The following is a 25,890-nucleotide window of genomic DNA, read 5'->3' as shown; positions in this document are numbered from 1 at the left end:
TGGTGTCCGGGTTGTAGACGGTGGTGGGGCTGTCGGTGAACTTCCAGTCGCCGGTCATCGTCCAGGACCCCCAACCGGTGGCACGGGTCCAGGTGGTGCGGTACAGCGATCGGTCCGTACCGATCGCAAAGAGCTCAAGGGCGTTGGTGACCGGGTTGTAGACCACGGCGGGGGTGCCCGTGAAGTGCCCCCCGGCGCCGATCGTGAACCAGCCGGACCAGTCTTTGCCGTCGGTGTTGTAGTGGGCGTTGGTCATGGTGCCGTCGGCGGTCAGCGTGAAGATCTCTGCGGTCTTGGTGTCCGGGTTGTAGACGGTGTTGCGGCCCCCGGTCCGACTGGCCATCACAGCGGACCAGGCGGAGGTGGTCTGTTGGATCCAGGTGTTGAGGTCGTCGGTGCGGGTGTTGTAGGCGCCGGTGTGGGTAGTTTCGGTGGAGCCGAGGCAGTTGTTCTGCCAGGAGCGGCTGTTGAGGGCGGCGAGTTCGTAGTGGTCGCCGACTTGTCGTAGTGCGGGGCCGCCGGTGTCGCCCTTGCAGACGGCGGCGTCTGTGGGGGTTTTGGCGGTGATGGTGAGGCCGGTCGGGTCGACGGCGCCGACGGTGAAGGCGGCGTTGTGGAGCTGGTCGGGCACCCATTCGGTCTTGGTGCGGCCGTAGCCCGCCACCCGTAGTTCCTCACCGGCGGTGGGGGCGGTGGTGGACAGGGTGAGCGGGGTGATGTCGGTGACGGGGTTGGCCAGGCGTGCCATGACCAGGTCGCGGTCGGTGCGGGGGACGAGTTCGGCGACGTCGCGGACCTGGCCCGTGGTGGTGGGGTCGGTGCGGCCGATGGTGGCGGTGGTCTTGAGCGCGGGTGGGCCGGCGGGGACGGTTGCCGGTTGGGCGGGGTTGTCGGCGAAGCAGGAGGCGGCGGTGATGATCCAGTACGGGTCGATCAGGGCGCCGGAGCAGGCGCGTCTGCCATCGCCGATGTCGATCTTGGCGGTGAACGCGTAGGAGCCGGTCGGCGCGGTGTCACCGCTGACGGCGGGCGCGGGCGTGCCGGTGAGCAGGGCACCCGTCAGGGCGGCGGCCGTGACGGCCCCGGTCGTCCAGGCGGTACGTGAGCGTGAGCGAAACATGGGATGACGTTCCTTCGTTGCCGTTGCGACCGGTGGGTGACTCTGTAACGGGTCGGTGCCCGCCCGGCAGTGGCCCGGCGGGCGCGGGGTCAGCCGGTGACGCGGAGTTCGACGAGCATGGTCGACTTCTGGCCGGCGCCCTCGCCGACGCCGGTGATCCCGCCCTTGGGGATGTCCACGGTCTGGGCGACGCCGTCGGCGGTGAGGTTGGCGCGAACCGCGCGGTCGTTGGTCTGGATGAGGAACGTCTGCGGCAGTTCGAGGGTGAGCTGGCCGACGGTGCCGTTCACCCGGAAGCAGACCGAGGGGCCGCCGGCCGGGACGGGGACGGCCCGGCTCCAGAGCTGGATCTGGGTGGCGGTGTTGCAGTCGGCGAGGAGGATGTGACCGTCTCCTCGCAGGAGCTTCAGGCTCGGGAAGGGGCTGGCGCCCGGGTAGCTGAAGTCCTCGACCGCCGGCGGCGGGGTCGGGTCGGCGGCCGCGGCAGCCGGGGCGGCGGCGGGCCGGGTGGCGGAGGAGGAGTCGGCCGAGGCGGCGGCCACGGCGGTGAAGGTGACAACGGCGGCAAAAGCGGCAGCCGTCAGCCGGCTGAGCGTGCGGCGGCTCATCCGATTCCCTTTCTGGGCTGATCATGCAGACAGGTCTGCAGATGCCAAAAGTATCGAGGATACGTCCGTTTTCGCCTGGAAACTCAGGGCGCCGGGACGCGAAGAACGCACCGTCCACCCTGAGGGGATCATCAAGGGAAAGTCAAGAGTCGCTATTGCGCCTCGACCCTGAATATCGCCGGCACGTGCGGAAATCCGCGCATGGCGCCCCATAAGGCCCGATGTCCGGCAAGGTGTGGCCGCCTACCTCATCCGTCCCACCAGGAGAAGTGGCCCCAGTTCTCTGAATCCGGAACTCCTGTCATCGGCCCGGGGGCTGGAGCGGGGAACTCCACTTTCGGGCCCTGGTTCCGGCCGCTCGAAATACTTCTGCCAGGGGTGGACCGGGCCCATGAATTCGTGCTCTTCTTTCACGTAATGCCAATAGCCAGGCCGTGCTCGAACGAGGCCTGAGTGAGATCCGGGGGGTTTTCTCGTGACGCAGGGGTGGGGTGGCTATGCCATGCGCAGAAGGCGACGCCGAGTACTGGCGGGCATGAGCCGGGTGTGGTTGGGGATGTTGCCGCTGGCCCTCGTCGCGGGGCTGCTGGGGACGAACCCCGCCTCGGCGGCCGACGGCGACGGGCAGCCGGTGCCGCTGACGGACCGCGCCCGGGTGGTGATCTTCTGGCAGGAGGGCGGCCCCGGGGTCCAGGCCGCGGCGGAGGCCGCACTCACCGGCTCGGATGCCGACGTGCGCCGCTTCCTGGACAGCGAGCGGGTACTCGCCCAGATTCAGGACGACCAGGTCAGCGCGGCCCAGATCCACTCCGTGGGCGGGAAGGGTGTGCAGGAGGCGGCACGCCGGGCGCTGGCCGGCACGCCCCAGGAACTCGCCGCATTCCTCGACGGGGGATGGCGTGAACCGCTGAAGGCCGATCAGCAGGTCCGGGTCGCCCAGCTGATGAACGGCGCCGGACCGGGCGTTATGCAGGCCGGGCAGGCCGCGCTGAACGGCACCGAGGATGACGTCGACGCGTTCCTGAACAACGGCCAGTACACGGCGCGGGAGGCCGACGACCGCGTACAGCTGGTCCAGATCCTCAGCCAGGGCGGACCCAACACGGTGGCCGCCGCCCGCCTGGCGATCAACGGCACGGCCGACGACGTCCGCGAGTTCCTCGCCGTCGGCCAGCACGTCGCCCGCGCCCGCGACGTGGAGCGCACCACCGTGGCGCAGCTGGCCCAACAGGCCCAGGAGGCCGGGGCCCAGGCGGTCCGTGAGACGGAGGCGGCGAAGGCGTCCGCCGCGCAGGCAGTGGCCGCTTCCGCCCTGGCCAAGGAGGCGACGGCGAGGGCGGCCGCCGAAACGGAGGCCGCGCGCAACGACAGCGTCAAAGCCGGGGCGGCCGCCGCACGGGCGGCCGATGCCGCGGAGCGGGCCGGTCGGGCCGCGCAGACGGCGGTGCAGGCCTCGCGGGCGGCGACGAACTCGGCGCGCGCCGCCGCCAGTGCCGCCTCCCAGGCCGCGTACGCTGCGGCTGGCGCCGCGCAGGCCGCCTCCGCCGCACGGTCGTCCGCGGCAGCAGCCGTCTCCGACCGCTTGCGCGCGGGTGACGCGGCCAAGGCGGCGGCGGACGCGGCTACCGCGGCAGCCGCCGCGGACGTCTCGGCACAAGCGCTGACCCTGACCAAGGCTGCGGCCTCCGCCAGCAAGGACGCGGCAGACGCCGCGGAGAGCGCCAGCGGCAACGCGATGGCCGCCGCCGCCTCGGCCGACCAGGCCGGCGACTTCGCGGGCCAGGCCGGCGCGCAGTCCTCCCGGGCGAAGGCCGCCGCCGCGTCCACCCGCCGCCACGCCCAAGAGGCCGCCCGTGCCGCCGGCGCCGCCAGGTCCCTGGCGGGGGACGCGGCAAAGGCTGCGGCCAGTGCCTGGACGCTGGCCGCATCCGCCGCCGCCCACGCCCGCGCCGCAGCAACGGCCGCCGACGAAGCGGCGCAGCACGCGACCGAGGCGTCCCAGGCCGCCCAGGTGGCCACCGCGCATGCGGACGCCGCGCAGGTGGCCGCCCAGGAATCGAGCGACGCCGTCGAGGCGGCCAGTACGATCCAGGACCTCGCGCGGCGCGCGGAGGCGGAAGACCTCAACTCCCGTACCGCCGCCGCCGTGGAGAAGGCACGGGATGCCAAGGCTTTCTACGAGGACAAGCAGACCGCTGCGGGCGAGGCCGTCCAGCAGGTGCGCCGGGTCAAGGACGAGGCGGATCGTCTGGCCGGCGCTCTCGCGCAGCCGGGCCCCGACACGACGCGCATCGTCACGGACGGGCGCAAGCTGGCCCTGCTGTCGATGCGGATCTCGGACGCCTGGGGCACGGCCGCCGCCGGCGCCGCACTCTCTGGCCCCGACAGTGCCGTCCTGGAGTACCTCACGACCGGACGCCACCGCGCCAGCGAGATGGACGACCGTGAACGCGCGAGTGCCCTTGCCATCGGCTCCGAACTGCCGGCCGTGCGCGCCGCCGCCGCCCATGCCCTCGCCGACGGGCCGAGCGCGGTCACCGCGTTCCTGAACACCGGCCAGTACCAGGTGGCCGCGCCCGACCTCCAAATCAGTGTCGCCCAGCTCGTCGCGAGCAGCGGCCCCGGAGTGCAACAGGCCGCACGCGCGGCCTTGAACGGCCCGGTGAGCGCCCTGCGCGACTTCCTCACCCGCGGCCGCTACACGGCGCAGATCAGCGACGACCAGGTCCAGGCCGCCCTACTGGCCGGCACCGGCGGCCCCGAAGTCCAGGCCGCGGCACACATCGCCCTCGAAGGGCCGCCGACAGTCCTGCGCGCCTTCGTCGAGACCGGGCAGTACACCGCGCAACGCAAGGACCGGCTGACCGCCACCCATGTCGCCGAGATCCAGCGCTTCATCGCCGAAGCCTCCGCCGTCGCCGCCTACGCCCAACAGAGCGCCGCCGAGGCCGCACAGGTCGCGGCCATCGCCCGCCAGGCGGCGGCCGATGCCAACGGCTACGCCGTCCAGGCCCGCCAATACGCCGACCGTGCCGCAGGCTACGCCGCCGACGCCCGTACGAAGGCCCAGCAGGCCGAGGCCAGCGCCAACCGGGCGGCCGCCGCGGCCCAGACGGCGACGGCCGCCGAGGGCACCGCCCGCAAGGCAGAGGCGTCGGCGGCGTACTCGGCCCGGCAGGCCCAGGTCTCGGCTTCGTGGGCGAACACGTCCGCCCACGATGCGTACGAGTCCGCAGCAACGGCCCAGACTGCGGCGCTGGAGGCTGGTCAGGATGCCCAGAGTGCCGGAAAGGCCTGGGCCCGGGCTTTCCAGTCGTACACCGACATGGTTGCGGCCGAACAGGAGGCCGAGCGCCGCGCTGTCGAGAACGCGGGCGCTGAAGCGAAACAGCGGGCCGAACAGAAGAAACAGGACGCCCTCGCCGCCATCGAGGCGGAGCTGCGCAAGCAGGCCAAGAACGACAGCTCAGGGTGGCTCGGCGGCCTGGTCGACAAGATCCTCGACGGTGGACTCGACGGACTTCACAAGTTCCTCGAGGCCGTCGGAGGGGTAGGCGGCTTCTTCTTCCCCGGGTTCGCGGACATCGCCGACCTGATCAACTGTGGCCTCTACGGCCTCCAGAAGGATGTCGAGAACGCGCTGCTGGCCTGCGCCGGTGCTATACCTCTCGCCGGCGACGCGGCAGCCATTGCCAAACTGGCCAAATGGGCCGAGAAAATACCCGGATCAGGGAAAGTCGTCAACTTCCTCAAAAAGCTGTTCGCCAAAGTCCCAGGATCATGCCTGAAGAAGAACAGCTTCCCAGCCGGTACTCGCGTCCTTATGGCCGACGGGACCGGTGAGCCGATCGAACGAGTGTCTGTCGGGGAGCAGGTCCTCGCCACTGATCCACTTACGGGCAAAACCGGCGGACGCCCCATTGACGCAGTCATCTACACACCCGACGACAGGGCGTTCACCGACCTTCAGATCCAAGGCGAGGACGGCACTGCCCACAACGTCACCGCCACCGACAACCACCCCTTCCGGTCGGAAACCGCGAAGGCCTGGGTCGACGCAGCCGAACTCAAAACCGGGGAGCGACTGCGTACCCCGTCCGCCGGCGCAGTGGAGATCGTTGCCACCGACCACCAAGCAACCCTCCAGGCCGCTTACAACCTCACGGTGCGGGATCTCCACACGTACTATGTGCTCGCGGGAGCAACGCCAGTCCTAGTGCACAATGGCAATGGCTGGCGGGTGCCAGACGACTACATTGTCATTCGCGGAGGGCAGAGTCCGATGTCGGGAGCTGGTGTCGAATTCTCTGGCTCAATGGGAACCACAATTGATGAAGCCGGGGCCGGAGTCCCGCATGGCAGCCTTCGCACAACGACGGCAGGGGCAATTCGCGCAGCCGGCGGCATTGTGGAGTATGCGCCCGAGCCGATTGCTGGCGAGGGTTCTCCGCTCAACTACAACCATGTAAACGTCACGCTTGGAAGTAGCAATCCGTTCGGCGCTGTCGAGTCGAATCCTGTGCCGAAGGCTGGTCGATTGGCCCCTGGCGCACTCGGATCGCCGCATTGCTGACCAGCAGGCATGCTAATGGAGAGGACGTCGATTCGGTGGCCAAGACCGTATCGTGGGGGCCGAATGATAATACTGGCGGGCCGGTAGACGAGATATTTGCTGCTCTGAGAGAGGCTTTTCTCGGCCTCCGAATCGAGCGGCTCTCTGTCAGTCGTGCCAGCGATGACGACAATATCTGGTTTATTTCCCGCGAGGACGGCATGGAATTGCAGCTGGATTCTGCATCAAATGGCGAGCCGCCATTTCTGCTTGAATCTGACGTTGCGAGAGAACGGGTGGACGAAGTTGGCACTGCCGTCGAAACTCTGACTGAGTGGTTGCGTGGCTGAATTACGCTCAGGGCCCCGCTGCGAACTCTCGCGATGTCGTTGGCGAATGTGAATGATCGACTGCGGTGAGTGACTCCGGTCTCCGAGACTTGTTCTCGGAGACCGGAGTTCTGTTGTTGTGGGGGTGCGGGGTGTCGATGCGTGCGAGCGAGCCTGGCGGGGTTCCGTTGGAGACGGTGCGGGTGGCGAGGGCCGCCTTCCCGAAGGGCAGTCTGGCGATCCGGATCCGGGACGAGCTGGGCGTGTTGTTCACCGACGGGCAGTTCGTCGATTTGTATCCGTCCAGGGGCAAGCCGGCCGGGCCGCCGGGTCGGCTGGCGTTGGTCTCGGTGTTGCAGTTTGCGAGGGCCTGCCGGACTGGCAGGCGGCTCAGGCCGTCCGGGCCCGTATCGATTCCACCCGTGTGCTGGCCGCGATCCGGTCGCTGAACCAGCTGGAGTTCGTCATCGAGACGCTGCGGACGGCATTCAACGCGCTGGCGGCTTCCGCACCTGCCTGGCTGACGGGTCATGCCGGCCCCGCCTGGTTCGAGCGGTACGTCTCCCGCGCCCCGCTGCCCGGCGAGCACCTGCTCGACACCGGTTACATCGACGGCCCTCGCATCGTTACCGCTCGCCAGCGGCACGGCATCACCCTGACCGGCCCGATCGCGGGCAACACCACCGCCCAAGCGGCCGGCGCCTACAGCCAGGACACCTTCGCCGTGGACTGGGACGACAAGACGGTGACCTGCCCCAACGGGCGTACCACCGGCCAGTGGCGCGACGCGCTGTCCCATCGAGGCACCCCGGTCGTCCGCGTGAAGTTCTCCCAGACCGACGGCCGCCCATGTCAGGCTCGCCCTGAGTGCATCAGCTCGACCGCCGCCAAACATTGGTCGGAACTGGGAGTTCCAGGGACTGCCGGGGGCCGACCTTGCTTGCCGACCAGCGCCAGGGTCAGCCAGATCACGAACTGCAACTGCCGTGACCGTTGGTCCCGGTGGCGGATCACTCCTCGGGTTCGACCCACTGGGACCGCCAGGCCGGCGGGTCGAACGGGTCGGCGAAGTACTGCGTCTCCCGCACCACCCGCCCTGCCGAGAACTCCATGATGCTCACCGTCTGCGTGGGTTTGCCGTCATAGGTGAGCACGAATTCGGTGACCCAGAGGTCGCCGGCTCCGAGGATCCTGCGCACGGTGAAGGTCCGGACCGCGGGATGTTGGGTGCGCAGTGCCTGGATGTTGCTCCTGCCGCGGATGACCTCGCCGGACTGCGGGTACTCGACGATGACGTCGTCGGCGTAGATGTCGTGTTCCGCGTCCGCGTCGCCGCTGTTCGATGCGGCCCAGTGCCGGTCCAGCAGGGCCCGGGCAACCGTCGCTTCCACCGTTATGGCCCTTTCGCTCGGAACACCACGTGCCCGACGTCCTGTGACGCGGGCGCGTGTCTGGGCGGGATCGCTCCCGGGCTGGTCACTTGAGGATCTCCAGCATCCGGTTCCCGAGGACCGCGGCCGAGGCCGGGTTCTGTCCGGTCACCAGGTTGCGGTCCTCGACCATGTAGGGCTCCCAGACCGGACCGCGGCTGAAGTTGACCCCGACCTTCGCTTTCACGTCGGTCTCCAGCAGCCACGGCGCCCTGGAGGCGAGTCCGACGCCGTCCTCCTCCTCGTCGGTGAAGCAGGTGATGTGGTAGCCCTTGAACGGCGACTCGCCGTGGATCCTGGTGGCCAGCATCGCGGCGGGGCCGTGACAGACGATGAACAGCGGCTTGCCCGAGGCCAGTTGCCGGGTCAGCAGCCGCCCCACGTCGGCGTCCCACGCCAGGTCCGCCATCGGACCGTGACCGCCCGGCAGGTAGACCGCGTCGTAGTCCTCCAGGCGCACGTCCGACAACTGCAGCGGTCGACGCAGCACCTCCGCGGAACGGATGACGGCCTCCAGTTCCAGGGCGCTGTCGTTTCCGCCGACCATCTCGGGGCGCAGGCTCATCATGTCGACGGTCGGCGTCACACCGCTGGGCGTCGCGACGACGACCTCGTGACCGGCGTCCGTGAGGATCTTGTACGGGTTCGCGAACTCCTCGGCCCAGTAGCCGGTCGCGTGCCGCGTGCCGTCCTTCAACACCCAGTAGGTGGCTCCGCTGACGATGAAAAGCACCTTTGCCATGGCAGAGATCCCCTCTCGGACGCATGCCAGGAGCGGGTTCGGCGGGATGCCCCACGCAACCACGCTAGGCAGCTGCGCCGACCGCGCGCAACCCGGTGCTCCGTCGGCGCTCTGGCACACGTATCGCGCCGCCGACGGTGGCGCCCCCGGCCACGGACGCATCCGGTCACATGTCGAGGACCACGTCGGCCGGGGGTGTCGAGCAGCAGATGAGCGCGCTTCCCGCGGCGGGGGGCTCCAGGGGCTGCGGGGCGTAGTCGACGTGGCCGGAGAGGAGCGCGGTCTCGCAGGTGTGGCAGATTCCGGTGCGGCAGGACCAGCGCACGGGCACGTCGCACGCCTCGGCGAGTCCGAGCAGCGTCCCGTAGTCAGGGTGCCAGGGGACGATCAGCCCGCTGCGCGCGAAGGCTACGGACGGCCCCGGGCGGCCGCCGGGAGGAGCGGCCGGCTGGTGCGGTGCCCGGGCGGGTCCGGTCACCACGCCGGGGGTGACGGCGGACGTGGCCCCGAAGACCTCGGTGTGGATCCGGGAGGGCGGCAGGCCGCAGGCCTGAAGGGCTCCGGTCATGTCCCGCATGAACGCGTTCGGCCCGCAGATGTAGGCGTCGGCGTCCGGAGGCGGCTCCAGGCCGCGGATCCGTTCGGGACTGAACCGCCCGCTGACGGTGTAGTCGACACCTGGGCGGTCGACGCCGGACGGGCGGCTGTAGGAGATGAACGACCGGCCTGCGGGCAGCTGGGAGAGCAGTGCACGTACTTCGCCGGCGAACGGGTGGTTCTCGCCGTCCCGGGCCGCGTGCAGCCACCACACCGCGCGCTGCGAGCGCTCCGCGGCCAGGGCGTGCAGCATGGCCAGGACCGGGGTGGCGCCGACACCGGCGGACAGCAGCAGGACCGGAGTGTCCGCGTCCGCGAGCAGGAACGTGCCGCGCGGAGCGGCGACATCGAGGACGTCACCCACCTTCACGTGCTGGCGCAGGTAGGTGCTGGCGACGCCGTTCGGCTCCTGCTTGACACTGATGCGGTACGTCTCGGCGCCCGGTCGGCCGGAGAGCGAGTAGTTGCGGATGACCGGGGAGGCCTGTGGGTCCGGCCGCAGGCGGACCGTGAGGAACTGCCCCGGCAGGGCGGCGGGGAGCGGCTCACCGTCGACCGCCGCCAGAGTGAGCGAGAAGATGTCCGCGCTCTCCGGTTCGATGCGGGCGGCTTCGAGCCGACGGAACCCGGGCCAGGCCGGCGGCGGGCTGCTGGTGGTCAGCCCGCGGTTTCCACCCGCGGCGCCGGGGCCGCGGTCCGCGTCGTCGAGCAGGGCTCGCAGCGACGTCTTCCAGCCGGGGCTCAACGCGGTGATGCGCAGGGCCCGTTCGAGCTGCGGCCGGGCGTGGCCGGGCAGGTAGAGCAGCGCGTCGATCTCCGCGACGGTCATCTCCTCGGGGCCCGGGGCGATCTTCACGATCTCGTCGCCGGCCCGCACCGGCCCTTCGGTCAGCACCCGCATGTAGAAGCCCGGGCGGCGATGGGACACCAGCAGGGCGGCCATCTGCGGCTCGCCGAGCCGCAGCCCCACGCGGTAGCACGTCACGCGGGGTTGGGTGACCTCGAAGACCGCACCGCCGATCCCGTAGCGGTCACCGATGCACACCTCGTCGTCGGCGAGTCCGTCCACGGTGAGGTTCTCGCCGAACTGGCCGTACGTGAAGTCGTCCCGCTCCAGGTGCTCCTGCCAGTGGCAGTAGGAGCTCAACTGGTAGACCAGAACTGCTCGTTGCTCGCCGCCGTGCCCGGCGAGGTCACCCTGCCCGTCGCCGTCCAGGTAGAGCCGGCGCGCCATCACGGGACCGGCGACGGGGTACTTCCAGATGCCGGTGCGGGTGGTCCTGCCCTGCCAGGGGACGTCCTTGGGCATGCCGACGTTCACGGCGATCAGAACGGCCATGACCTGTGCTCCTCCCGCACTCGACAGGCCGGTGCCTGCCTCCAGCGTCGTACGGTCGGCCGCCGACCGCACCCGAAGAGCTCTGCGCGGCGCCGGGGCGCGGCGACGAGTAAAGTGAAAACCGGTGGGCGCCGTCACCGGACGAGTACCGCAGGCGCGGGTACGCCGCCGTCGTCGAGGCGATCATGAATCTCGACGATCATGCATCTCGAACAGGCCTCGTTCGTCACCGGCGAGATCCTGCACGTCGACGGCGGCCAGAGCGCGGGCTTCTGAAAGAACTGGGATCGGGAGCGATCGACCTATGCGCACTCGCAAGCAGCTGACCCCGCTCGGCGCTGTCGGTGCGGGCCTGGCGGCGGGAGTGGTCGGCACCGTCTGCATGGACGCCGCGCGGTTCCTGCGCCAGCGCCGGGCAGGCGGCGAACGCGACGCCCTGCACTGGGAGTTCGCCCCGGTCCGCACCTGGCAGGAGGCGCCGGACCCCGGGCAGGTCGGGAAGCGCCTGGTCGAGGCCTTCACCCGGCGCGAGCTGCCGGACAGCGCGGCGTTCCCCGTCAGCACGTTCATGCACTGGTCCTACGGAGTGGGCAACGCGGCCTTCTACGGCATCGCCAGCGCCTCGCTGCGCAAACCCCACGTCCTGTACGGGCTCCCGTACGGTGCGCTCGTGTGGCTCAGCGGATACGTGGTGCTTCCGATCGCGGGACTCTACAAACCCATCTGGAGATACGACGCCAAGACGCTGGGTGATGACCTGACCGCTCACCTCGCCTACGGCCTCGGTACGAGCAGCGCTTTCTGGCTGCTGAGCAGGGTTCCCGTGTTCTCACGACGGCTGTAGTTCGCGATCCGGCTGGTGCTGGCGCACTCCGCCACACTGCGGAGCCGGCCGCTCTGTGTAGCTGGTGCCACCCGTTGAACCGGGTCCGTCCCGCCATGAGCGGTTCGGGTGAGCCGGAGCCGGGCGCCTGCCTCCGTTCACCTGGCGGGCGTGCTGATCCTGACCGTGCTCTACCTCGCCTGTGGGGTGTACGCGTTCAATGCCGTGCTGCGGCGCGGCCGAGTCAAGGGGACCCTTGAGCTTGCCTGAATCCGTCCGAAGTGCGCTCACCGTCGGCCTGCGGATCTGCCGTCTCTCGGGGAAGGACTACCGGGTCGCCTCAGCCGGCTTGGCGGCGTCGTCCAGCGTGGCGATTCGGACGGTCTTCCAGGTCGCCTTCTTCACCCTCCTCGGGCAACTCGCCGGGGGAGCCACCGGACGTGCGTACGCGTTCGTCGGAGCCGTCGTCTTCGCTCCGGTCGCAGCGGTCACCAGCCACGTGTCCACTGTGGTGACCGCCGAAGTCCCCCAAGGGACCATGTACCGGCTGCGCCTCGGGAACATCCCCCTGCTCGCCGTCATGCTCCTGCGGTCGTGGGTGTACGTCGCCGAAGGGCTCGCCATGTCACTCGTGGCCCTGGTTGTCCTTGGGCCCACCATGCTCGGCTGGCGCGCGACGGCCGACGTCGCGGCTGCGTATCCCCTCGTTCTCCTCACCACGATGGGCTGTCTCTGCACAGGAATGCTCTGCTGCGCGCTCGTTCTCCTCGGCCTGGACGAGGGAATGGCCGTCAATTTCGTCGGCTACCTCATACTGCTCTGCGGCGGCGTGGTCGTTCCTGTTGATCCGGACGGAATCCTTCACCTGATCGGCCAGGCGCTACCCCTGGGCGCCGGCCTGAACGCGGTGCGGATCGGTACGACGGGTCAGGTATGGGGGGCGGTGGCACACGAGGTGGCCGTAGCAGCGTCGTGGCTTCTCCTGACCGGCGTCCTCCTCCGGTATCAGGCCCGACGTGTCCGTCATGGCTCCGCACCCGAGTCGGTGTGACCGCGCACCCACCGGCTGCGTCCTCCCCCTCAACTCCCCTTCCGGAGGCACTTCATGGCTCCATCGGGCCAAGAACACATCCGCGCCCTCGTCCAGGCGCTGCACCACCTCGACACCGATGTCCTGGACCGCTGGGGTCGGATCCTCGCCCCTGCCCTGGCCGCCGGGAGGCGACTGCTGGTCGCGGGCAACGGCGGGTCAGCAGCCGAGGCCCAGCACCTGACGGCCGAACTGGTCGGCCGGTTCCGCGCCGAGCGCGCCCCGCTCTCCGCGATCGCGCTGCACGCCGACTCCTCGTCGGTCACCGCCATAGCCAACGACTACGGGCCCGAGGAGGTCTTCGCCCGGCAGGTCCGTGCACACGGGCGCCCTGGCGACGTCCTGCTCCTCCTCTCCACCTCCGGTACCAGTCCCAACGTGCTCGCCGCCGCCCGCGCCGGCCGGGAAGCAGGCCTCACCGTATGGGCCTTGACCGGCCCCGGCCCGAACCCCCTCTCCGACGTGAGCGACGAGGCGGTGTCCGTGGACGCCGCCCAAGCCGCCACCGTCCAGGAATGCCACCTGGTCGCCGTACACCTGCTGTGTGCCGGCATCGACACCCACCTCACCGGACCCGCTCCCTCCGCCGACACACAACCGGACGGCCCGCGTCGACTGGTGGTGGTCGGCGACGTCCTGCTGGACCGCGACATCACCGGGACCGCAGACCGCCTCTCCCCGGAAGCCCCCGTCCCCGTCGTCTCCGGCACCCAGACCGTCAACCGGCCGGGCGGCGCCGGGCTGGCAGCCGTCCTCGCCGCCCGGACCCCCGGCTGGCGCGTCACCCTCGTCTGCGGCACCGGGCACGACGAATCCGGGGCGCAGGTACGCGCCCTGCTGGGCGAAGCCGGGATCGAGGTCATTGATCTGGCAACCGGCGGGACCACCCCGATCAAGACCCGCATCCGCACCGCCGACCGCACTGTGCTCCGGCTCGACACGGACACCTGCCCACTTCCACTCGGACCGTTGCCAGAACTGGCGCATGCCCGGCTGGCCACCGCCGAGGCAGTCCTGGTGTGCGACTACGGGCGCGGCATCACCTCCCACCCGGAACTCCGCCAAGCCCTCACCTCGGCCGCAGCCGGCCGTTCACTGGTGTGGGACCCGCACCCCAGAGGCACAGCGCCGGTTCCCGGCACCGCCCTGGCCGTCCCGAACGCCGAGGAGGCATTCGCCTTCAGCGGACACACCGGACCTCGCGACCTGGCGGGCGACACGGCCCGCGCCGTCCGACTGCTGGCCATCTGGCCCGTGGAGCAGCTGGCGATCACACGCGGCCGCAACGGCGCGGTCCTGGTCACGAATCCCGACGGCCACCCCCTGGCAGTCCCGGCCAGATACGCAGCCGGCGACACCTGCGGAGCCGGCGACCAACTGGCGGTCACCGCAGCTATGACGCTCGCCGCCGAACGGCTGCCCTCCCACGCCGTGGCCGCAGCTGTCGAAGCTGCCACCAGCTACATCGAAGCAGGCGGCCCCGCCTCCCTGGCCGTCGTGCCCGCCCCCTGGTGCACGGGCCCGCTGGAGCACGCCGCCCGGGTACGCGCGCAGGGCGGCAAGGTCGTCGGGGCGGGCGGCTGTTTCGACCTGCTGCACGCCGGCCACCTCTCCCTGCTCGACCAGGCCCGGCGCCTGGGCGACGTTCTGGTCGTGTGCATCAACAGCGACGCCTCCGTTCGCCGCCTCAAAGGCGAGAGCCGGCCGGTCGTGGGCGAACGCGAACGCGCCATGCTGCTGACAGCCCTGAACTGTGTGGACGGCGTGATCGTCTTCGACGAGGACACCCCCGCAAGGGTGCTGGCCGAGCTCCGCCCGGACATCTGGGTCAAAGGCGGCGACTACGCAGGCCGACGGATCGCCGAAGCCGACCTCGTCGAAAGCTGGGGAGGAGAAGTCGTCACCGTGCCGTTCCTCGACGGCCACTCCACCACCGGCCGGATTCACCACGTCGCCCAGCGGGCGGGCGTCAGATGATCCTCGGCGGCAGCATCCCGGTCACCGGCACGGCCGTATTCGTCGGCCGGCACACAGTGACGGCCGTGCGACAGAATGACCCGAGGCACAGGCCGCATCCGGAACGGCGCCGGAAGGCCGTGTTCCTCGACCGCGACGGCACCCTGACCGAACCCCGCCACTACCCCTCCCACCCCGCCGAGCTGGTCCTCCAACCAGGCATCGAGGCACCACTGCTGGCCCTTCAACAAGCGGGCTACGCCCTCGTCGTCGTCACCAACCAGAGCGGTGTGGCCCGCGGGTTCTTCACTGCGGAGACCATGAGCGCCATGCACGACCGGTTGACCCTGCTCCTCGCCCACCACGGCGTTCATCTCGATGCCGTCTACGCCTGCCCTCACCACCCGGAAGGCACCCTTCCCGCGTACCGAAGCGCCTGTCAGTGCCGGAAACCGGCTCCGGGAATGCTCCACCAAGCCGCCCACGACCTCGGACTCGATCTCACCCGATCCTGGATGGTCGGAGACTCACCAAGCGACGTCGCCGCCGGTCAGCGAGCCGGAACCCGTACCGCCCTCGTCGGCCGCCAAGCACTCAACTGCCCACGCCCGGACCTCCAGTCCTCGACCACTTACGACGTGCTCCGCCGACTGGTCTGACGGCCGAGGGCTGCTCGGAGCCTTGTGCCTCAATTCACCAAGACGCTGCCCTTAGTCGATGAAGTCTTGTGTGAAATAGAAGTAAGTAGCCGGACTCCCGTCGGGAGATGTGCCGGGCCCATAGGATGTTCCCAGGCCGGCCCGTGTGTGATTTCGGTCGAGGAGGTTGGCTCTGTGTGCTGGTTCATTCATCCACCAGTTGAACGCATCCTGGGGCGTGGGCGGAGGAGCGTTTCCTGAGGACCATCCGAAGTAGACGTTCTCGCTGCCGGAAATTCCGACGGCTCTCATGATCCGGTCTGGTGGTGTACTGCCGTCCGATCCCATGTGGCCGGGCCATCCGTTCCATATCTGGTCCTTCAGGCCGGGGTGGTCGGCGAGGTCCTGGCTGTGGGCGCGTGTCGCGCCGACGAGCGCCGCGTCTATCGATACGTCTGGGCACCCGTTCTGCTGACGGGCGCTGTTGACGAGGTCGAAGGTTGCCAACTCCTGCCAATCCATGTAGACCTGGGGTTCATCTGGCCAATGATCGATGACGAACACCAAGCCGCTCGCCTGGTGTCCGCCACCCGCAGCGCATAGGCCTTTCTCCGGAAGACCGTCGAAGAACAGGGCGTAGCAATTGCCGCACCGGCGCCAGTTGGTCTGCTGAGTTGGGGTTTCTGTCGCGTCGGATGGGAAGCTGTATGCGAAGCCGAAGGCTTTGTGTCCGTTGCCGGCAGGGCATGCGCCTTTCTCCGGAAGAATGTCGAAGAACAGGGTCTGGCATTTTTAGCAGTAGCGCCAGTCGACCAGATTGGTCATGGGATCCTCCAGGAATTGACGCAAGACCTGTTGGTTCTTGCGGGCCCCCTCGGAGTTGTAGCGGGGTGGGGTGCCGGACGGTGCCACCCCTCCCAGGATGCCGCGCAGGAAGCACCTGCGCATGGCGCCGGTGGGCGTTCGGGGGGAGCTGGAGGAGCAGCTGCAGCTGGGTGTACGGCGGCCGTAGGTGGATGCGCCGCCCCGGTGGCCGCTGCTGGCCCCGCGTGGCCCTTCGCCCAGGCCCGCGCCCAGTCGAGGCCGGCCTCGAAGCGGGCTTCGGAGGCCGACTGGATCATCCCGAGTGCGTCAGAACCAGACGGTGACCTGCTCGGATGCCGGTCCCTCGCCGGCTCGCGCGGGCGTTGCGACACACGGCGTTTCTCATTGTCCCGCTACCTCGAAGTGCTTGGATATGGGCGTCTAATTGTGGTTTGTCATGATTTTTCATCAGGTGTCCTGTGTCGCTTGCGCCTTGTCGCGCGGGGGTGCGGGGCGCTTTTTTGTGAGGAGAGGTGAACCTGCGGATGAGCGCTCGTACTCGTGGACAGGGCGATCCGCCGTGGTACCGGGTCGGCCGTCAGCGGCCCGTGACCGTGTTCAACAGGGCCCTGTCCGGTGAGGCGACCCCGGGCGGTGCCGTCGTCGCATCCGATCCGGTCGGCTCGGGCGGACGGCGTGGGGAGCGCGGTGCGGGGGTGGTGTCGGTGGGGAGCGCGCTGCTGTCCGGCATGGCACTGCTGGCGGCCACGGCTCCACCGGCGACCGCCGCGCCGGTGGGGGCCGTGCCGGTGCGGACGCAGCGGGCTGATCCGTCGCAGACCTTCACCTTCACCGGCGCTTCGCAGACCTTGACGGTTCCGGCGGCGGCGGTGGTGACGATCACCGCGGACGGTGCCGGCGGCGCCGACAACACCGGCACCGCCTGTTCCGTCACGGGGACCGGTGGGGCGGGGGCGCGGGTGGTGACCACCCTGCCGCAGACCACCACATCGACGACCTTCACCGTCAACGTCGGCGGCACCGGTGGCAAAGGCTGCAACGCCACCGGGACGCCGGGTGCCGGCGGGTTCAACGGCGGCGCCCCAGGGGGGGGTTTCCCGCTCACCGGTTTTCATTTCGAGGGCCCGGGTGGAGGCGGGGCCTCCAGCGTCAGCACGGGCGGCTCCCTGCTGGTGGTCGCCGGGGGCGGCGGTGCCGCCGGCGGCACCGGAGCGGGCTCCGGGGGAGGGAACGGGGGCAACGGCGGGACAACGCCGGACGCCACCGGCGGCACCTCGGGAAGTGCCACCGGCCCTGGGGCTTCGCCGGGGCAGGGCGGGGGCGGTGGCAGCACCAGCACGAGCACCGGGGGTGCCGGCGGGGCCGCCGGCACCGTTCCGTCCTGTGCGGTCATGAACGGTGGGCCGGGGAGCGGGTTCTCGGGTGCCACGGTCGGTACCGGTGGCGCCGGGGGCAGCTTCGACGGCGGCTGCGCCGCTTCTGAGATCGCTAGTGGTGGCGGCGGTGGGGGTGGGTACTTCGCCGGCGGGGGCGGCGGCAGCGGCGCTGTCAACAACAGGGGCACCGCAGCAGGTGGGGGAGGGGGTGGTGGGGGCAGCAGCTTCGCCACTCCCACGGGTACCGGCACGAGCTATGCGCTCTCGACGATCGGGACGGCGAACCACAGCGGCCAGGTGATCATCTCCTACACGGTCCCGTCCCTGACCATCACCAAGACCCACGCCAGGCACTTCACCCAGGGGCGGGACGGCACCTACACCATCGCCGTCGGCAACGCCGCCGGGGCCGCCCCGACCGACGGCACCACGGTCACCGTGCACGACACCCTCCCCGTGGGGCTCAAGGCCGACAGCATCAGCGGCACGGGCTGGACCTGTGACCGGGGCACGCTCACCTGCACCCGCAGTGACGCCCTTCCCGCCGGGAGCAGCTACCCGCCCATCACGCTGCAGGTCGATGTCTCCTGCCGGGCCGACGACGAGGTCACGAACACCGCGACCGTCACCGGGGGCGGCGACACCACCACCCACACCGCCACCGACCCCACCACGATCAAGCACCACAAGCACGACGAACACGACGAGTACGACATGCGCTGCGACCACCACGAGCACTGGTAGACCAGCCCGGGGTCCGACGGGACGAAGCACCGGCCGCCAGCACGGTGGCCGGTGCTTCGTGCTGTCCGGTGAGGGCCCGTCCTGCGGAGTTCTTGTTGCCAGTTGAGGCGGTCCTCGGCGAGCCAGATCTCGAGGGCCAGGTGCTCGCTGCGGCGTTCACGTCCCACGCTTCGGCTTCGTCGCGCACCGCCTGGTCACATCAGCTGGGAGAGTTGCCCGGCGTCCCCGTCCCTATCCGTTCGGGACGCCATCCCGGTCCGCGCCGTCCACACCCTGAGCCCGGCCACCGAGCCCGGCCGGGCGTGGCCATCGCCTGCTCAGTCGCAGATCTTGTGATGCTGGGTCGTCCTCGGCTCCCACGGCGATCGACCCCCTTGAGTGGCCTCCCGGAACGCCGTGCCATGCTGGCCGACCACGGGTGACCGTGATCGCCATTGCCGCAAGCGGAAAGAGACACGATGCGAATCCCATGGCGCCGACGGCAGGCCGGGCGATCACGACGGCTCCTCGAACTGGCGGGTGTGAGGCCAGGATCGGTAGATCACAGCGACGACCTGGACGTCTGCCGGCAGGTCGCATTTCGGGCAGCCCGGCGGGACTGCGGCGCGACCGCTGAGGTGATGCTGGTCGTCGAGGAGTTGCTGAACGACGAGGCCGAGTCCGAGTTCGTTGTCGCGCTCCTGGAGAACCTCCAGAACCTCGTCTCCCACGGACTCGACACGTTCCGGTCTCCCGACGAGATGCGCCTGCTGCTTGGACCCCGAAGCGCGATCTGCTGGGACACCGTGGCCGGCTTCTGGACTGCGGTAGCCGACTGGCGGGTTGGCATCGGTGCGCCGCTGGAGCCTGCCGCCACTCTCCTCGACGTCCAGAACGAAAACCTGCGGATGCTTCTGTGGACGGCGAACAGAACCCTCTCCACTGGCGAGAAGCTCGGGATCGCTGACGCTGTTCGCTACGAGAAGGCCGTTGGGTCGCCCATCCCCGGATTCAGCCACATCGAGGTCGCACGGCGCATCACCGGACAGGACAGTCCCTGACCCGCCGACGGGGGAGCGTGCAGACGTCACAAGATCAGCGACGCGGCTCCGCGCGAGGCCACCCCGCCGGCGGATCGGCCCCCCGCGATCTCTGCCGGGCCGGCAGCCTCGCGTCTCCCGGGCCTCGTTCCTGGAGGGTCCTGGGCGGGGCCGCCGGTCCGGTGCGGATGCGCGTTGGGCCATTGGTGTGCAGGGTGGATGGGTACGGTCCGGGCTGCCCGGCGGCGGCAGTCCGTCCAGCCGGGGATGCGCTCGGTGGGTGGGTGATCGCCCGGCCGCCGGTGGACTTCCCGGGAGCGCCGTCGACGACCGAAGGAGACACCATGCCCACCTGGAAGGTCCTCCGCCGGGCTCTGGCCCCGACCGCCCTCGCCGCCGTGTTGGCCGCGCCGTTCACGCTGCCGTCGCCGGCGCTCGCCACGGGGGCCTTCGCCCCGCAGGTGGTGACCGCTGTCGCACCGGTCTCGTTCGTCGGCCTGCCCGACCGGCCGCTGCCGTCCGACCACGCGGCGCACCCGATCACGGTCACCTACCGCAACGACTCGTCGGCGGACCGGACCGTCGCCCCGCAGATCCTCGTCGAGTCACCGGACGACGGGCCCTTCCTCGCGCCGACGGACATCAAGCTGGAGATCCTGAGCGGCGGCCACTGGAAGACCGTGCGGCTGGCCAGCGAGACCGGCACGCTGTACACCGACCTCACCCGGGCGAAGCTGGTCCTCCACAGCCATCACACCCTCACCCAGCGGTACCGGCTCACCGTCGTCAACGCCGGCCCGGGTACGGTCCAGCCCAGGATCGCGCTGTACGCCTGAAATCCTCGGGGCTTCGCCGGCCGCGTGGGCCGCGTGGGCCGCATCGAGATGCCCGGTGACTCGTACACGGTGACGAACGACGCCGGGACGTCTTCGGAGCGGGGGAAGCCGGCGGGACGGGCGTCTCGGTGGCCGGCCGGGGTCCCGTGACGGCTTCGCGCCCTGCCCGCCTGTCGCCGTGCCGACCAGGGGGCCGACAGCCGAGGCGACGCGCTGTGGTGCCGTTCCCGCGTCGGCCGGGTGTGGTGGCGGTCTCAATGGCAGCCGATTGGCACTGACTCAAGGTGATGGCGGTGGGTCGGTCGGTGACGGCTCCGGGGGCGGGGCCGTGAGTGCGCTCACATGCGAATGCGGTGTACGACGACGGATAGTGGTGTCCGTTTTGCACTATTTTGCAACTATTTGGCATGTTATTGGGGGGCGTTTGTGCAGGCCGGGAGGGTTCGGCGCGCTCCGGGCGGCCCGCCTCTCGAATCAGTGCCGGTCTCTTGGCTACGACGGCGGGTCGTAGCGAGGGGGTCTTGGCGAGCGCCGATCCGGTCTGGCAACTTTGCATTCATCGCCAGCCACACCGGCTCCTGTCCCGCCGGTGAACGGCTCACCGCCGAGTCACATCCCGCGACCGTTCGGCCCCTGTCCGGCCACGGTCGAGGCGGGGAGTGACACCGGCCCAACTGATTGAGGTCTTGTCTATATGCCCGCTTTCAAGCTCCGCATGCGTACCTCTGCCGTGATTCTCGCCGGTGCCGCCGGTGTGACCGCCCTCGGTGCCGCGGTGGTTCCCGCCGTCGCCTCGGCCGCGGACGCCTCCCCGCAGGCCCTCGCCGCGCAGATCGTGCCGGCGGACCAGCTGGCCTCGTTCAGCCAGATCATCTCCCACGAGTCGGGCTGGAACGTCACGGCGACCAACCCGAGCTCGGGCTCGTACGGTCTGGGCCAGGCGCTGCCGGCCTCCAAGATGGCCTCGGCCGGCGCGGACTGGAAGACCAACCCGTCCACCCAGATCAAGTGGTCGCTGGACTACATGAACACCCGCTACGGCAGCCCGAACGCCGCCTGGAACTTCTGGCAGGCCAACCACTGGTACTAAGCCGACCATTCGGCTTCCCCTCACCCCGGGGGCCGGACAGGGGCAACCGGAGTGACCCACGAAGGGCCTGTTCCCGCGCATCTGCGCGGGAACAGGCCCTTCGTGTTCGGGTCAGCCGAGCTCGTTCTTGTGGACGACGCCGTCCTTGACGATCAGTCGCAGGTTGCGTTCGGGGTCGGCGAGGACGGACAGGTCGGTGGTCGGGTCGCCGTCGACGACCAGGAGGTCGGCCCATGCTCCCGGCGCGATGACGCCGAGTGGCGCGGCGCGATAGGGGTCTCGGCGGCCGGACAGGCGGAACAGCTCGGCGTTGCCGGAGGTGGCCGTCCGCAGGGCCTCGACCGGGCTGAGGTAGCTGCCGAGCCGGACGAGCATCTCGTTCTGCCGGTGGGCCTTACCGGGGTCGAGCACCAGGTCGGTGCCGAAGGCCAGCCGAACGCCGTGCTTCACCGCCCAGGCGATGGTGCGGGCGACGCCTTCACAGACCTCGCGGTTCTTGCGGTCGCTGTCCGGAGAGGCGTAGTGGTGGTCGTCGACCTCGAACGGCTGGGTGCTCAGCCACACGCTCTGCTCCGCGAGGTAGCGGATGGTGTCCTCGTCGACGAGGTGCCCGTGCTCGATGCAGCGCACTCCGGCCCGCACCGCGCGGCGGACGCCTTCGGAGGTGTAGACGTGCACGGTCACGTAGGTGCCCCAGTCGGAGGCCGCGGCGACGGCGGCCTCCAACTCGGCCGTGGTGAACTGCAGGACGTCCAGCGGGTCGAACTCGGAGATGACCCCGCCGCCGGCCATCAGCTTGATCTGGGTGGCTCCCTTCTTCAGCTGCTCGCGCACCGCGGCGAGCACCCGTTCCGGCCCGTCGGCCACCCGGGTGAACCCGATCTGTTCGGTCCGGGCCGGTGGCCCGCCCAGGGCGGTCGGGGCGTCGTGGACCGTCCCGAAGTCGCCGTGGCCGGCGGTTTGGGAGACGGCCGCCTGGCTCGGGTAGATCCGTGGGCCCGGGAACAGCCCGCGGTCCAGCACGCGCCGCAGCGGCTCGGTGTCTCCGGCCATGTCCCGCACGGTGGTGAAGCCGCGCATCAGCATGTCGCGGGCCGCGGCCAGGGCCTGGTAGTGGAGGGTGCCGGTCGGTGCGAGCTGTAGCTCCGCCATGGTGCCGCTGATCGCGAACAGGTGGACGTGCGCGTCGGTGAGCCCCGGGATGAGGGTGCGGCCGCGGCCGTCGAGCACCGTCGCGCCTTGGGGAATGCCGCGCGGGATCGGGGTGCCGAGGACCACCTCCGCGATCCTGTCCCGTTCCACCCGGACGTGCCCAGGCACCGACTCCGCTCCGATCCCGTCGAAGACACGCACGTTCGTCACCAGCAGTCCGGCACCCGAGTCGTCGATACCCATGCCGTCATCTTCGGCCGGTCACGGGGCCGGGACCAGGGGGCCGGACGGATCGGTCGGTCCGGCGGTGCCGGGTCGTCAGCCGACCGGCCCAACCTCGGGTGCGTCCGGCCACCCGGACTGGTGGGCTGTGGGGGAGTTCTTCCGGGTGAGGGTGCGAGCGGGTGGGAAAGAGACGGACAGGGGTCGGTTGTCGGACGCGCGGGAACTCGGAGATCGCGATTGATCGCTAAATACTATTATCTGCCAAGTTGATTGGCACACATACCTTGATTCGTTGCGGTTGGTGGTTCGGATTGCACTCGCACGAGTGAATCCCGTTGAGAATGTTTGGTTTTGGTGAGCTTGGCTCGACTACGGTGACGGAGGATCGGGCGGTGGGCCCCGGCGGCGAGGACTTTCGGTTCGGCGGGAAATCCGCGACGGGAACCGGTCACCCCGCGAGAGGGGTACTTCCGTCCGTCCTACTGTGCGCGCTCCGGAGTCCCAAGCGCCCGGGTCCCCTGTCATCTGTCTGCGTAGAGAGGTTGGAACACCATGCCGCCCGTAGTTCCGCCGTTCCTGATCGGTCTTGTCGTCGCGCCGCTGGCCAAGCGCCTCCTCAAGCCACTGGTGCGCGGCGTCGTCAAGACGTCCGTCGGCCTCGTCATGGAGGTGAAGAAGGCCGCTCAGGAGGCCGGCGAGAACATCCACGACCTCGCGGCCGAGGTGGCCGCCGACATGGTGGCGGCTCAGGTCACCTCCGGTGACGGCCATCGCGCCGCCGGGAACGCGGCCCCGGTCGAGGAGAAGACCGAGGTGATCGACCCGGGCGAGGCCGAGGCGAGGACCCCGAAGATCCGTGCGACCGTCGGTGCCGGAAAGGCGCACTGACGCACCGGCACGACCTGACCCGCCGCCTGGACGCACACCGCGACCGAGCTCGCGAGCTGTCCACGCGGTGGTCGGCCGCGGGTCTTCCGGCCGCATCGGCCGCCCGTTCATAATTCCCACTCCGTCGCAGTGCTCCGTCGTGCCCGATGACGGATCGCCCGTGACCTCCGCAAACAGGTGATCGTACACATGCCATCTCTGCTGGGTGCCGCAGCCGGATTCCGCTCCGTGGATCTGGACGCGAGCCCGCGCTCGGTCATTCCGGGCCGCCAGCGCTGGGACGTCAGGTTGGTTCTCGGACGGCCCCGGACGGCCGAAGTCCTCGCCGCGGCCCTGCGCCGCACCCCCGGGATCACCGAGGCGCAGGCGAACCCGGTCACCGGTGGGGTCCTCGTCCGGCACGATTCGCGGGTGAGTGCCACGGACGTCGGCCGGATCCTGCGCCGGGCGGTCGCCCAGGTGGCGGCGCGGCCGGTCGCGACAGGACGTCCGGCGCCGACCCGGCCCGCCGCCGAACCGGCTTCGTCTCCGGGTCGCGGTCCCGCGCTGCGACCCGTCCTCGCCGTGGGTGCTGGGGCAGCGGCCGGCATCGCGCTGATCCGCGGGTCGGCGCTGAGCAGGCAGCTGGTGGCGCTCGGCGGGGTCACGGTCGCGACGGTCGCCGTCGTCCGAAGGGCTTGGCGCAGAGCGGTCGAGCGGACCAGGGAACTGTCCGGGGCCGGCACGGGTCTGCACCCGTTGCGGGAGATCGTCGGGCCGCACCGTCGGCGCCTCTACCGGGCCTCCGCGCTCTCGGTCGCCTGCCAGGTCTCGGAAATGGCGCTCGGCACTTTCCTCGGCTGGACCGCCCTGGTTCTCATCAAGGGCGAGGCCGCGCCGCTGGTCCGCTTCGGCCTGACCACCGCGACCGCCCAACTCTGGGGCTTGGCAGGGCTGGTGACCATCGCCTGTGCTGCCGTGGCAGGTCTCTCGTACGCCTCGAACCTCCAGTGGCGCGGGCTCGGCCAGGACATCGAGCACGACTGGCGGAGCCGCACCTACGCCCACGTGCAGCACCTCGAACTGGGGCACCTGGAAGGCGAGCGGACCAGCCGGATCGCCGGCGTGCTCACCGACGACGTCCGGCAGCTGGGCAACTTCTTCGCCTCCTCGGCGAACGACGTGCTGCAACTGGGCACCAGCCTGGCCCTGTTGGTGCCGGCGTTCCTGCTGCTGGCACCGCAGATCGCCTGGATCGCGTTCCTGCCGATCCCGGTCATCGCCTGGCTGTCGCTCCGCTACCAGGACAAGGCCGCGGCCGACTACGCCCTGTCCGGCGAGCGCCGGGCCAGGCTGCACAGCCAGCTGGTGAACACCCTGGAAGCCGGCGCCACCGTCAAGAGCTTCTGCACCGAGGACTACGAGGCCGAGCGCATCGACCGGCTCAGCGAGGAAGCCCAGGAGAGCAACCAGCAGACCGACCGGGGCACGATCCGGCACGCCGAGGTCGTCCGGGTCTGCACGACGAGTTCGATGGCCGGCACCCTGCTGATCGGCGGCCGCTCCGTGCTCAACGGCACCCTGAGGTTCGAGGTGTTCAGCCCGCTGATCGGGCTGCCCCAGATGGTGATGCTGCGGATGAACCGGCTCGGCGGCATCGTCGACCAGTACCAGCGCACGCTCGCGGCCTACGACCGGGTCCACCGGCTGCGGGCCCTGCCCGTCGAGACCGAGGGCACCGGGGGTCCGCTCGACGTCGAGACGGTGAAGGGCGAGATCGTCCTCGACGACGTGACCTTCGCCTACCCCGGCCGGCCGCCGGTCCTGGAGGACCTGTCGCTGACCATCCCCGCCGGGCAGGTCACCGCCCTCGTCGGCGCCACCGGCTCCGGCAAGACGACCATCGCCAAGCTGCTGATGCGCTTCCAGGACGCGGACTCCGGCGGCGTGCTGCTCGATGGTCGGGACGTGCGCGACCTGCGCCGTCGCGACCTGCGCCACGCGATCGGGTTCGTCGCCCAGGACCCGTTCCTCTTCGACGGAACCATCGCCGACAACATCCGCTACGGCAGTTTCGGTGCCCCGGACGAGGCCGTGGTCGAGGCGGCCACAATGGCCGAGGCGCACACCTTCATCGCGACGCTGCCGGACGGCTACGACACGGTGATCGGCGAACGCGGCGCCGCGCTCTCGGGCGGCCAGCGGCAGCGGATCGCCCTGGCGCGGGCAATCCTCAAGGCCGCGCCGGTCGTCATCCTCGACGAGGCCACCTCCGCCGTGGACAACGAGACCGAGGCCGCCATCCAGCGCACGCTCCGGGCCTTCGCGGCCGACCGGACGATGGTCATCATCGCCCACCGGCTCTCCACCGTCCGCCACGCCGACCGGATCTACGTCATGGACAAGGGCGGCGTGGTGGCCGAACAGGGCACCCACGACGGACTCCTCGCCCGGCACGGACTCTACGCATCCCTCTGGCAGCTCCAGGCCGGCGAACTCGCCGCCTGACCGCAGCAGGCCGCCCTGCCCGCC

At 70.1% G+C, this 25,890-nt stretch carries 19 protein-coding genes; 12 read left to right on the top strand and 7 right to left on the bottom strand.

Annotated elements, in window-relative coordinates; translation table 11 throughout:
- Together ACFWPT_RS01280 and ACFWPT_RS01275 are read right to left on the bottom strand one after the other, a co-directional pair.
- Positions 1-1,120: trypsin-like serine protease (locus ACFWPT_RS01280; protein WP_380478590.1), on the bottom strand; the 1,120-nt coding region annotated here is incomplete at its 3' end.
- 89 nt (positions 1,121-1,209) lie between these two features.
- Positions 1,210-1,728 carry a hypothetical protein gene (locus tag ACFWPT_RS01275; RefSeq protein ID WP_380478588.1) on the bottom strand — a complete coding sequence of 173 codons (519 nt, stop codon included), beginning with the start codon at positions 1,726-1,728 and terminating at the stop codon, positions 1,210-1,212.
- Positions 1,729-2,263: 535 nt separating this feature from the next.
- Here ACFWPT_RS01275 and ACFWPT_RS01270 point away from each other — a divergent pair.
- Positions 2,264-6,301, top strand: a complete 4,038-nt coding sequence (locus ACFWPT_RS01270; RefSeq protein WP_380478586.1) for a polymorphic toxin-type HINT domain-containing protein — start codon at positions 2,264-2,266, stop codon at positions 6,299-6,301.
- Between the two features lie 35 nt (positions 6,302-6,336).
- A complete protein-coding gene (locus ACFWPT_RS01265; RefSeq protein WP_380478584.1) occupies positions 6,337-6,630 on the top strand; it encodes a hypothetical protein in 294 nt (97 codons plus the stop codon).
- Between the two features lie 989 nt (positions 6,631-7,619).
- Here ACFWPT_RS01265 and ACFWPT_RS01260 read toward each other — a convergent pair.
- From ACFWPT_RS01260 to ACFWPT_RS01250, 3 genes are all read right to left on the bottom strand, one after another.
- Positions 7,620-8,000, bottom strand: coding sequence for a nuclear transport factor 2 family protein (locus tag ACFWPT_RS01260; RefSeq protein WP_380478582.1), 381 nt, complete (start codon positions 7,998-8,000; stop codon positions 7,620-7,622).
- 85 nt (positions 8,001-8,085) lie between these two features.
- Positions 8,086-8,781: a type 1 glutamine amidotransferase domain-containing protein gene (locus ACFWPT_RS01255; RefSeq protein ID WP_380478580.1), complete on the bottom strand. Its 696-nt coding sequence runs from the start codon at positions 8,779-8,781 to the stop codon at positions 8,086-8,088.
- A 166-nt stretch (positions 8,782-8,947) separates the two neighbouring features.
- Complete coding sequence (locus ACFWPT_RS01250) at positions 8,948-10,717, bottom strand: MOSC domain-containing protein (RefSeq protein ID WP_380478577.1); 1,770 nt, start codon at positions 10,715-10,717, stop codon at positions 8,948-8,950.
- A 304-nt stretch (positions 10,718-11,021) separates the two neighbouring features.
- Between ACFWPT_RS01250 and ACFWPT_RS01245 the strand changes: the two genes are divergently transcribed.
- The 4 genes from ACFWPT_RS01245 to ACFWPT_RS01230 all read left to right on the top strand — a co-directional run bounded on the left by ACFWPT_RS01245 (position 11,022) and on the right by ACFWPT_RS01230 (position 15,245).
- Positions 11,022-11,561, top strand: coding sequence for a hypothetical protein (locus ACFWPT_RS01245; RefSeq protein ID WP_380478575.1), 540 nt, complete (start codon positions 11,022-11,024; stop codon positions 11,559-11,561).
- A gap of 241 nt (positions 11,562-11,802) precedes the next feature.
- Positions 11,803-12,591: an ABC transporter permease gene (locus tag ACFWPT_RS01240; RefSeq protein ID WP_380478573.1), complete on the top strand. Its 789-nt coding sequence runs from the start codon at positions 11,803-11,805 to the stop codon at positions 12,589-12,591.
- Between the two features lie 54 nt (positions 12,592-12,645).
- Positions 12,646-14,607, top strand: coding sequence for a D-glycero-beta-D-manno-heptose 1-phosphate adenylyltransferase (gene rfaE2, locus ACFWPT_RS01235; protein WP_380478571.1), 1,962 nt, complete (start codon positions 12,646-12,648; stop codon positions 14,605-14,607).
- Positions 14,604-15,245 carry a D-glycero-alpha-D-manno-heptose-1,7-bisphosphate 7-phosphatase gene (locus ACFWPT_RS01230; RefSeq protein WP_380478569.1) on the top strand — a complete coding sequence of 214 codons (642 nt, stop codon included), beginning with the start codon at positions 14,604-14,606 and terminating at the stop codon, positions 15,243-15,245. The genes rfaE2 and ACFWPT_RS01230 overlap by 4 nt, the downstream gene beginning before the upstream one ends.
- A gap of 51 nt (positions 15,246-15,296) precedes the next feature.
- Here the strand turns inward: ACFWPT_RS01230 and ACFWPT_RS01225 are convergent, their stop codons facing one another.
- The gene (locus ACFWPT_RS01225; RefSeq protein WP_380478817.1) at positions 15,297-15,788 is read right to left on the bottom strand and encodes a CAP domain-containing protein; all 492 of its coding nucleotides are present in this window, start codon (positions 15,786-15,788) and stop codon (positions 15,297-15,299) included.
- Positions 15,789-16,573: 785 nt separating this feature from the next.
- Between ACFWPT_RS01225 and ACFWPT_RS01220 the strand changes: the two genes are divergently transcribed.
- From ACFWPT_RS01220 to ACFWPT_RS01205, 4 genes are all read left to right on the top strand, one after another.
- The gene (locus tag ACFWPT_RS01220; protein WP_380478567.1) at positions 16,574-18,169 is read left to right on the top strand and encodes a hypothetical protein; all 1,596 of its coding nucleotides are present in this window, start codon (positions 16,574-16,576) and stop codon (positions 18,167-18,169) included.
- Positions 18,170-18,627: 458 nt separating this feature from the next.
- Positions 18,628-19,209: a hypothetical protein gene (locus ACFWPT_RS01215; RefSeq protein WP_380478565.1), complete on the top strand. Its 582-nt coding sequence runs from the start codon at positions 18,628-18,630 to the stop codon at positions 19,207-19,209.
- 323 nt (positions 19,210-19,532) lie between these two features.
- Complete coding sequence (locus tag ACFWPT_RS01210) at positions 19,533-20,024, top strand: signal peptide protein (RefSeq protein ID WP_380379116.1); 492 nt, start codon at positions 19,533-19,535, stop codon at positions 20,022-20,024.
- Positions 20,025-20,739: 715 nt separating this feature from the next.
- Positions 20,740-21,114 carry a transglycosylase SLT domain-containing protein gene (locus ACFWPT_RS01205; protein ID WP_244293774.1) on the top strand — a complete coding sequence of 125 codons (375 nt, stop codon included), beginning with the start codon at positions 20,740-20,742 and terminating at the stop codon, positions 21,112-21,114.
- A 111-nt stretch (positions 21,115-21,225) separates the two neighbouring features.
- Here ACFWPT_RS01205 and ACFWPT_RS01200 read toward each other — a convergent pair whose 3' ends face one another.
- Positions 21,226-22,509, bottom strand: a complete 1,284-nt coding sequence (locus tag ACFWPT_RS01200; RefSeq protein ID WP_380478563.1) for an amidohydrolase family protein — start codon at positions 22,507-22,509, stop codon at positions 21,226-21,228.
- Positions 22,510-23,043: 534 nt separating this feature from the next.
- On the opposite strand from ACFWPT_RS01200, the gene ACFWPT_RS01195 reads away from it, so the two are divergent.
- Positions 23,044-23,379, top strand: a complete 336-nt coding sequence (locus ACFWPT_RS01195) for a DUF5132 domain-containing protein (protein WP_380380623.1) — start codon at positions 23,044-23,046, stop codon at positions 23,377-23,379.
- Between the two features lie 189 nt (positions 23,380-23,568).
- Positions 23,569-25,866: an ATP-binding cassette domain-containing protein gene (locus ACFWPT_RS01190; protein WP_380478560.1), complete on the top strand. Its 2,298-nt coding sequence runs from the start codon at positions 23,569-23,571 to the stop codon at positions 25,864-25,866.
- Positions 25,867-25,890: the final 24 nt, after the last annotated feature.

The organism is Kitasatospora sp. NPDC058478 (assembly GCF_042720345.1).
Lineage (GTDB): Bacteria > Actinomycetota > Actinomycetes > Streptomycetales > Streptomycetaceae > Kitasatospora.
The sequence above is the reverse complement of the archived record's forward strand: the minus strand, read 5'-3'. Positions and strand labels throughout refer to the sequence as shown.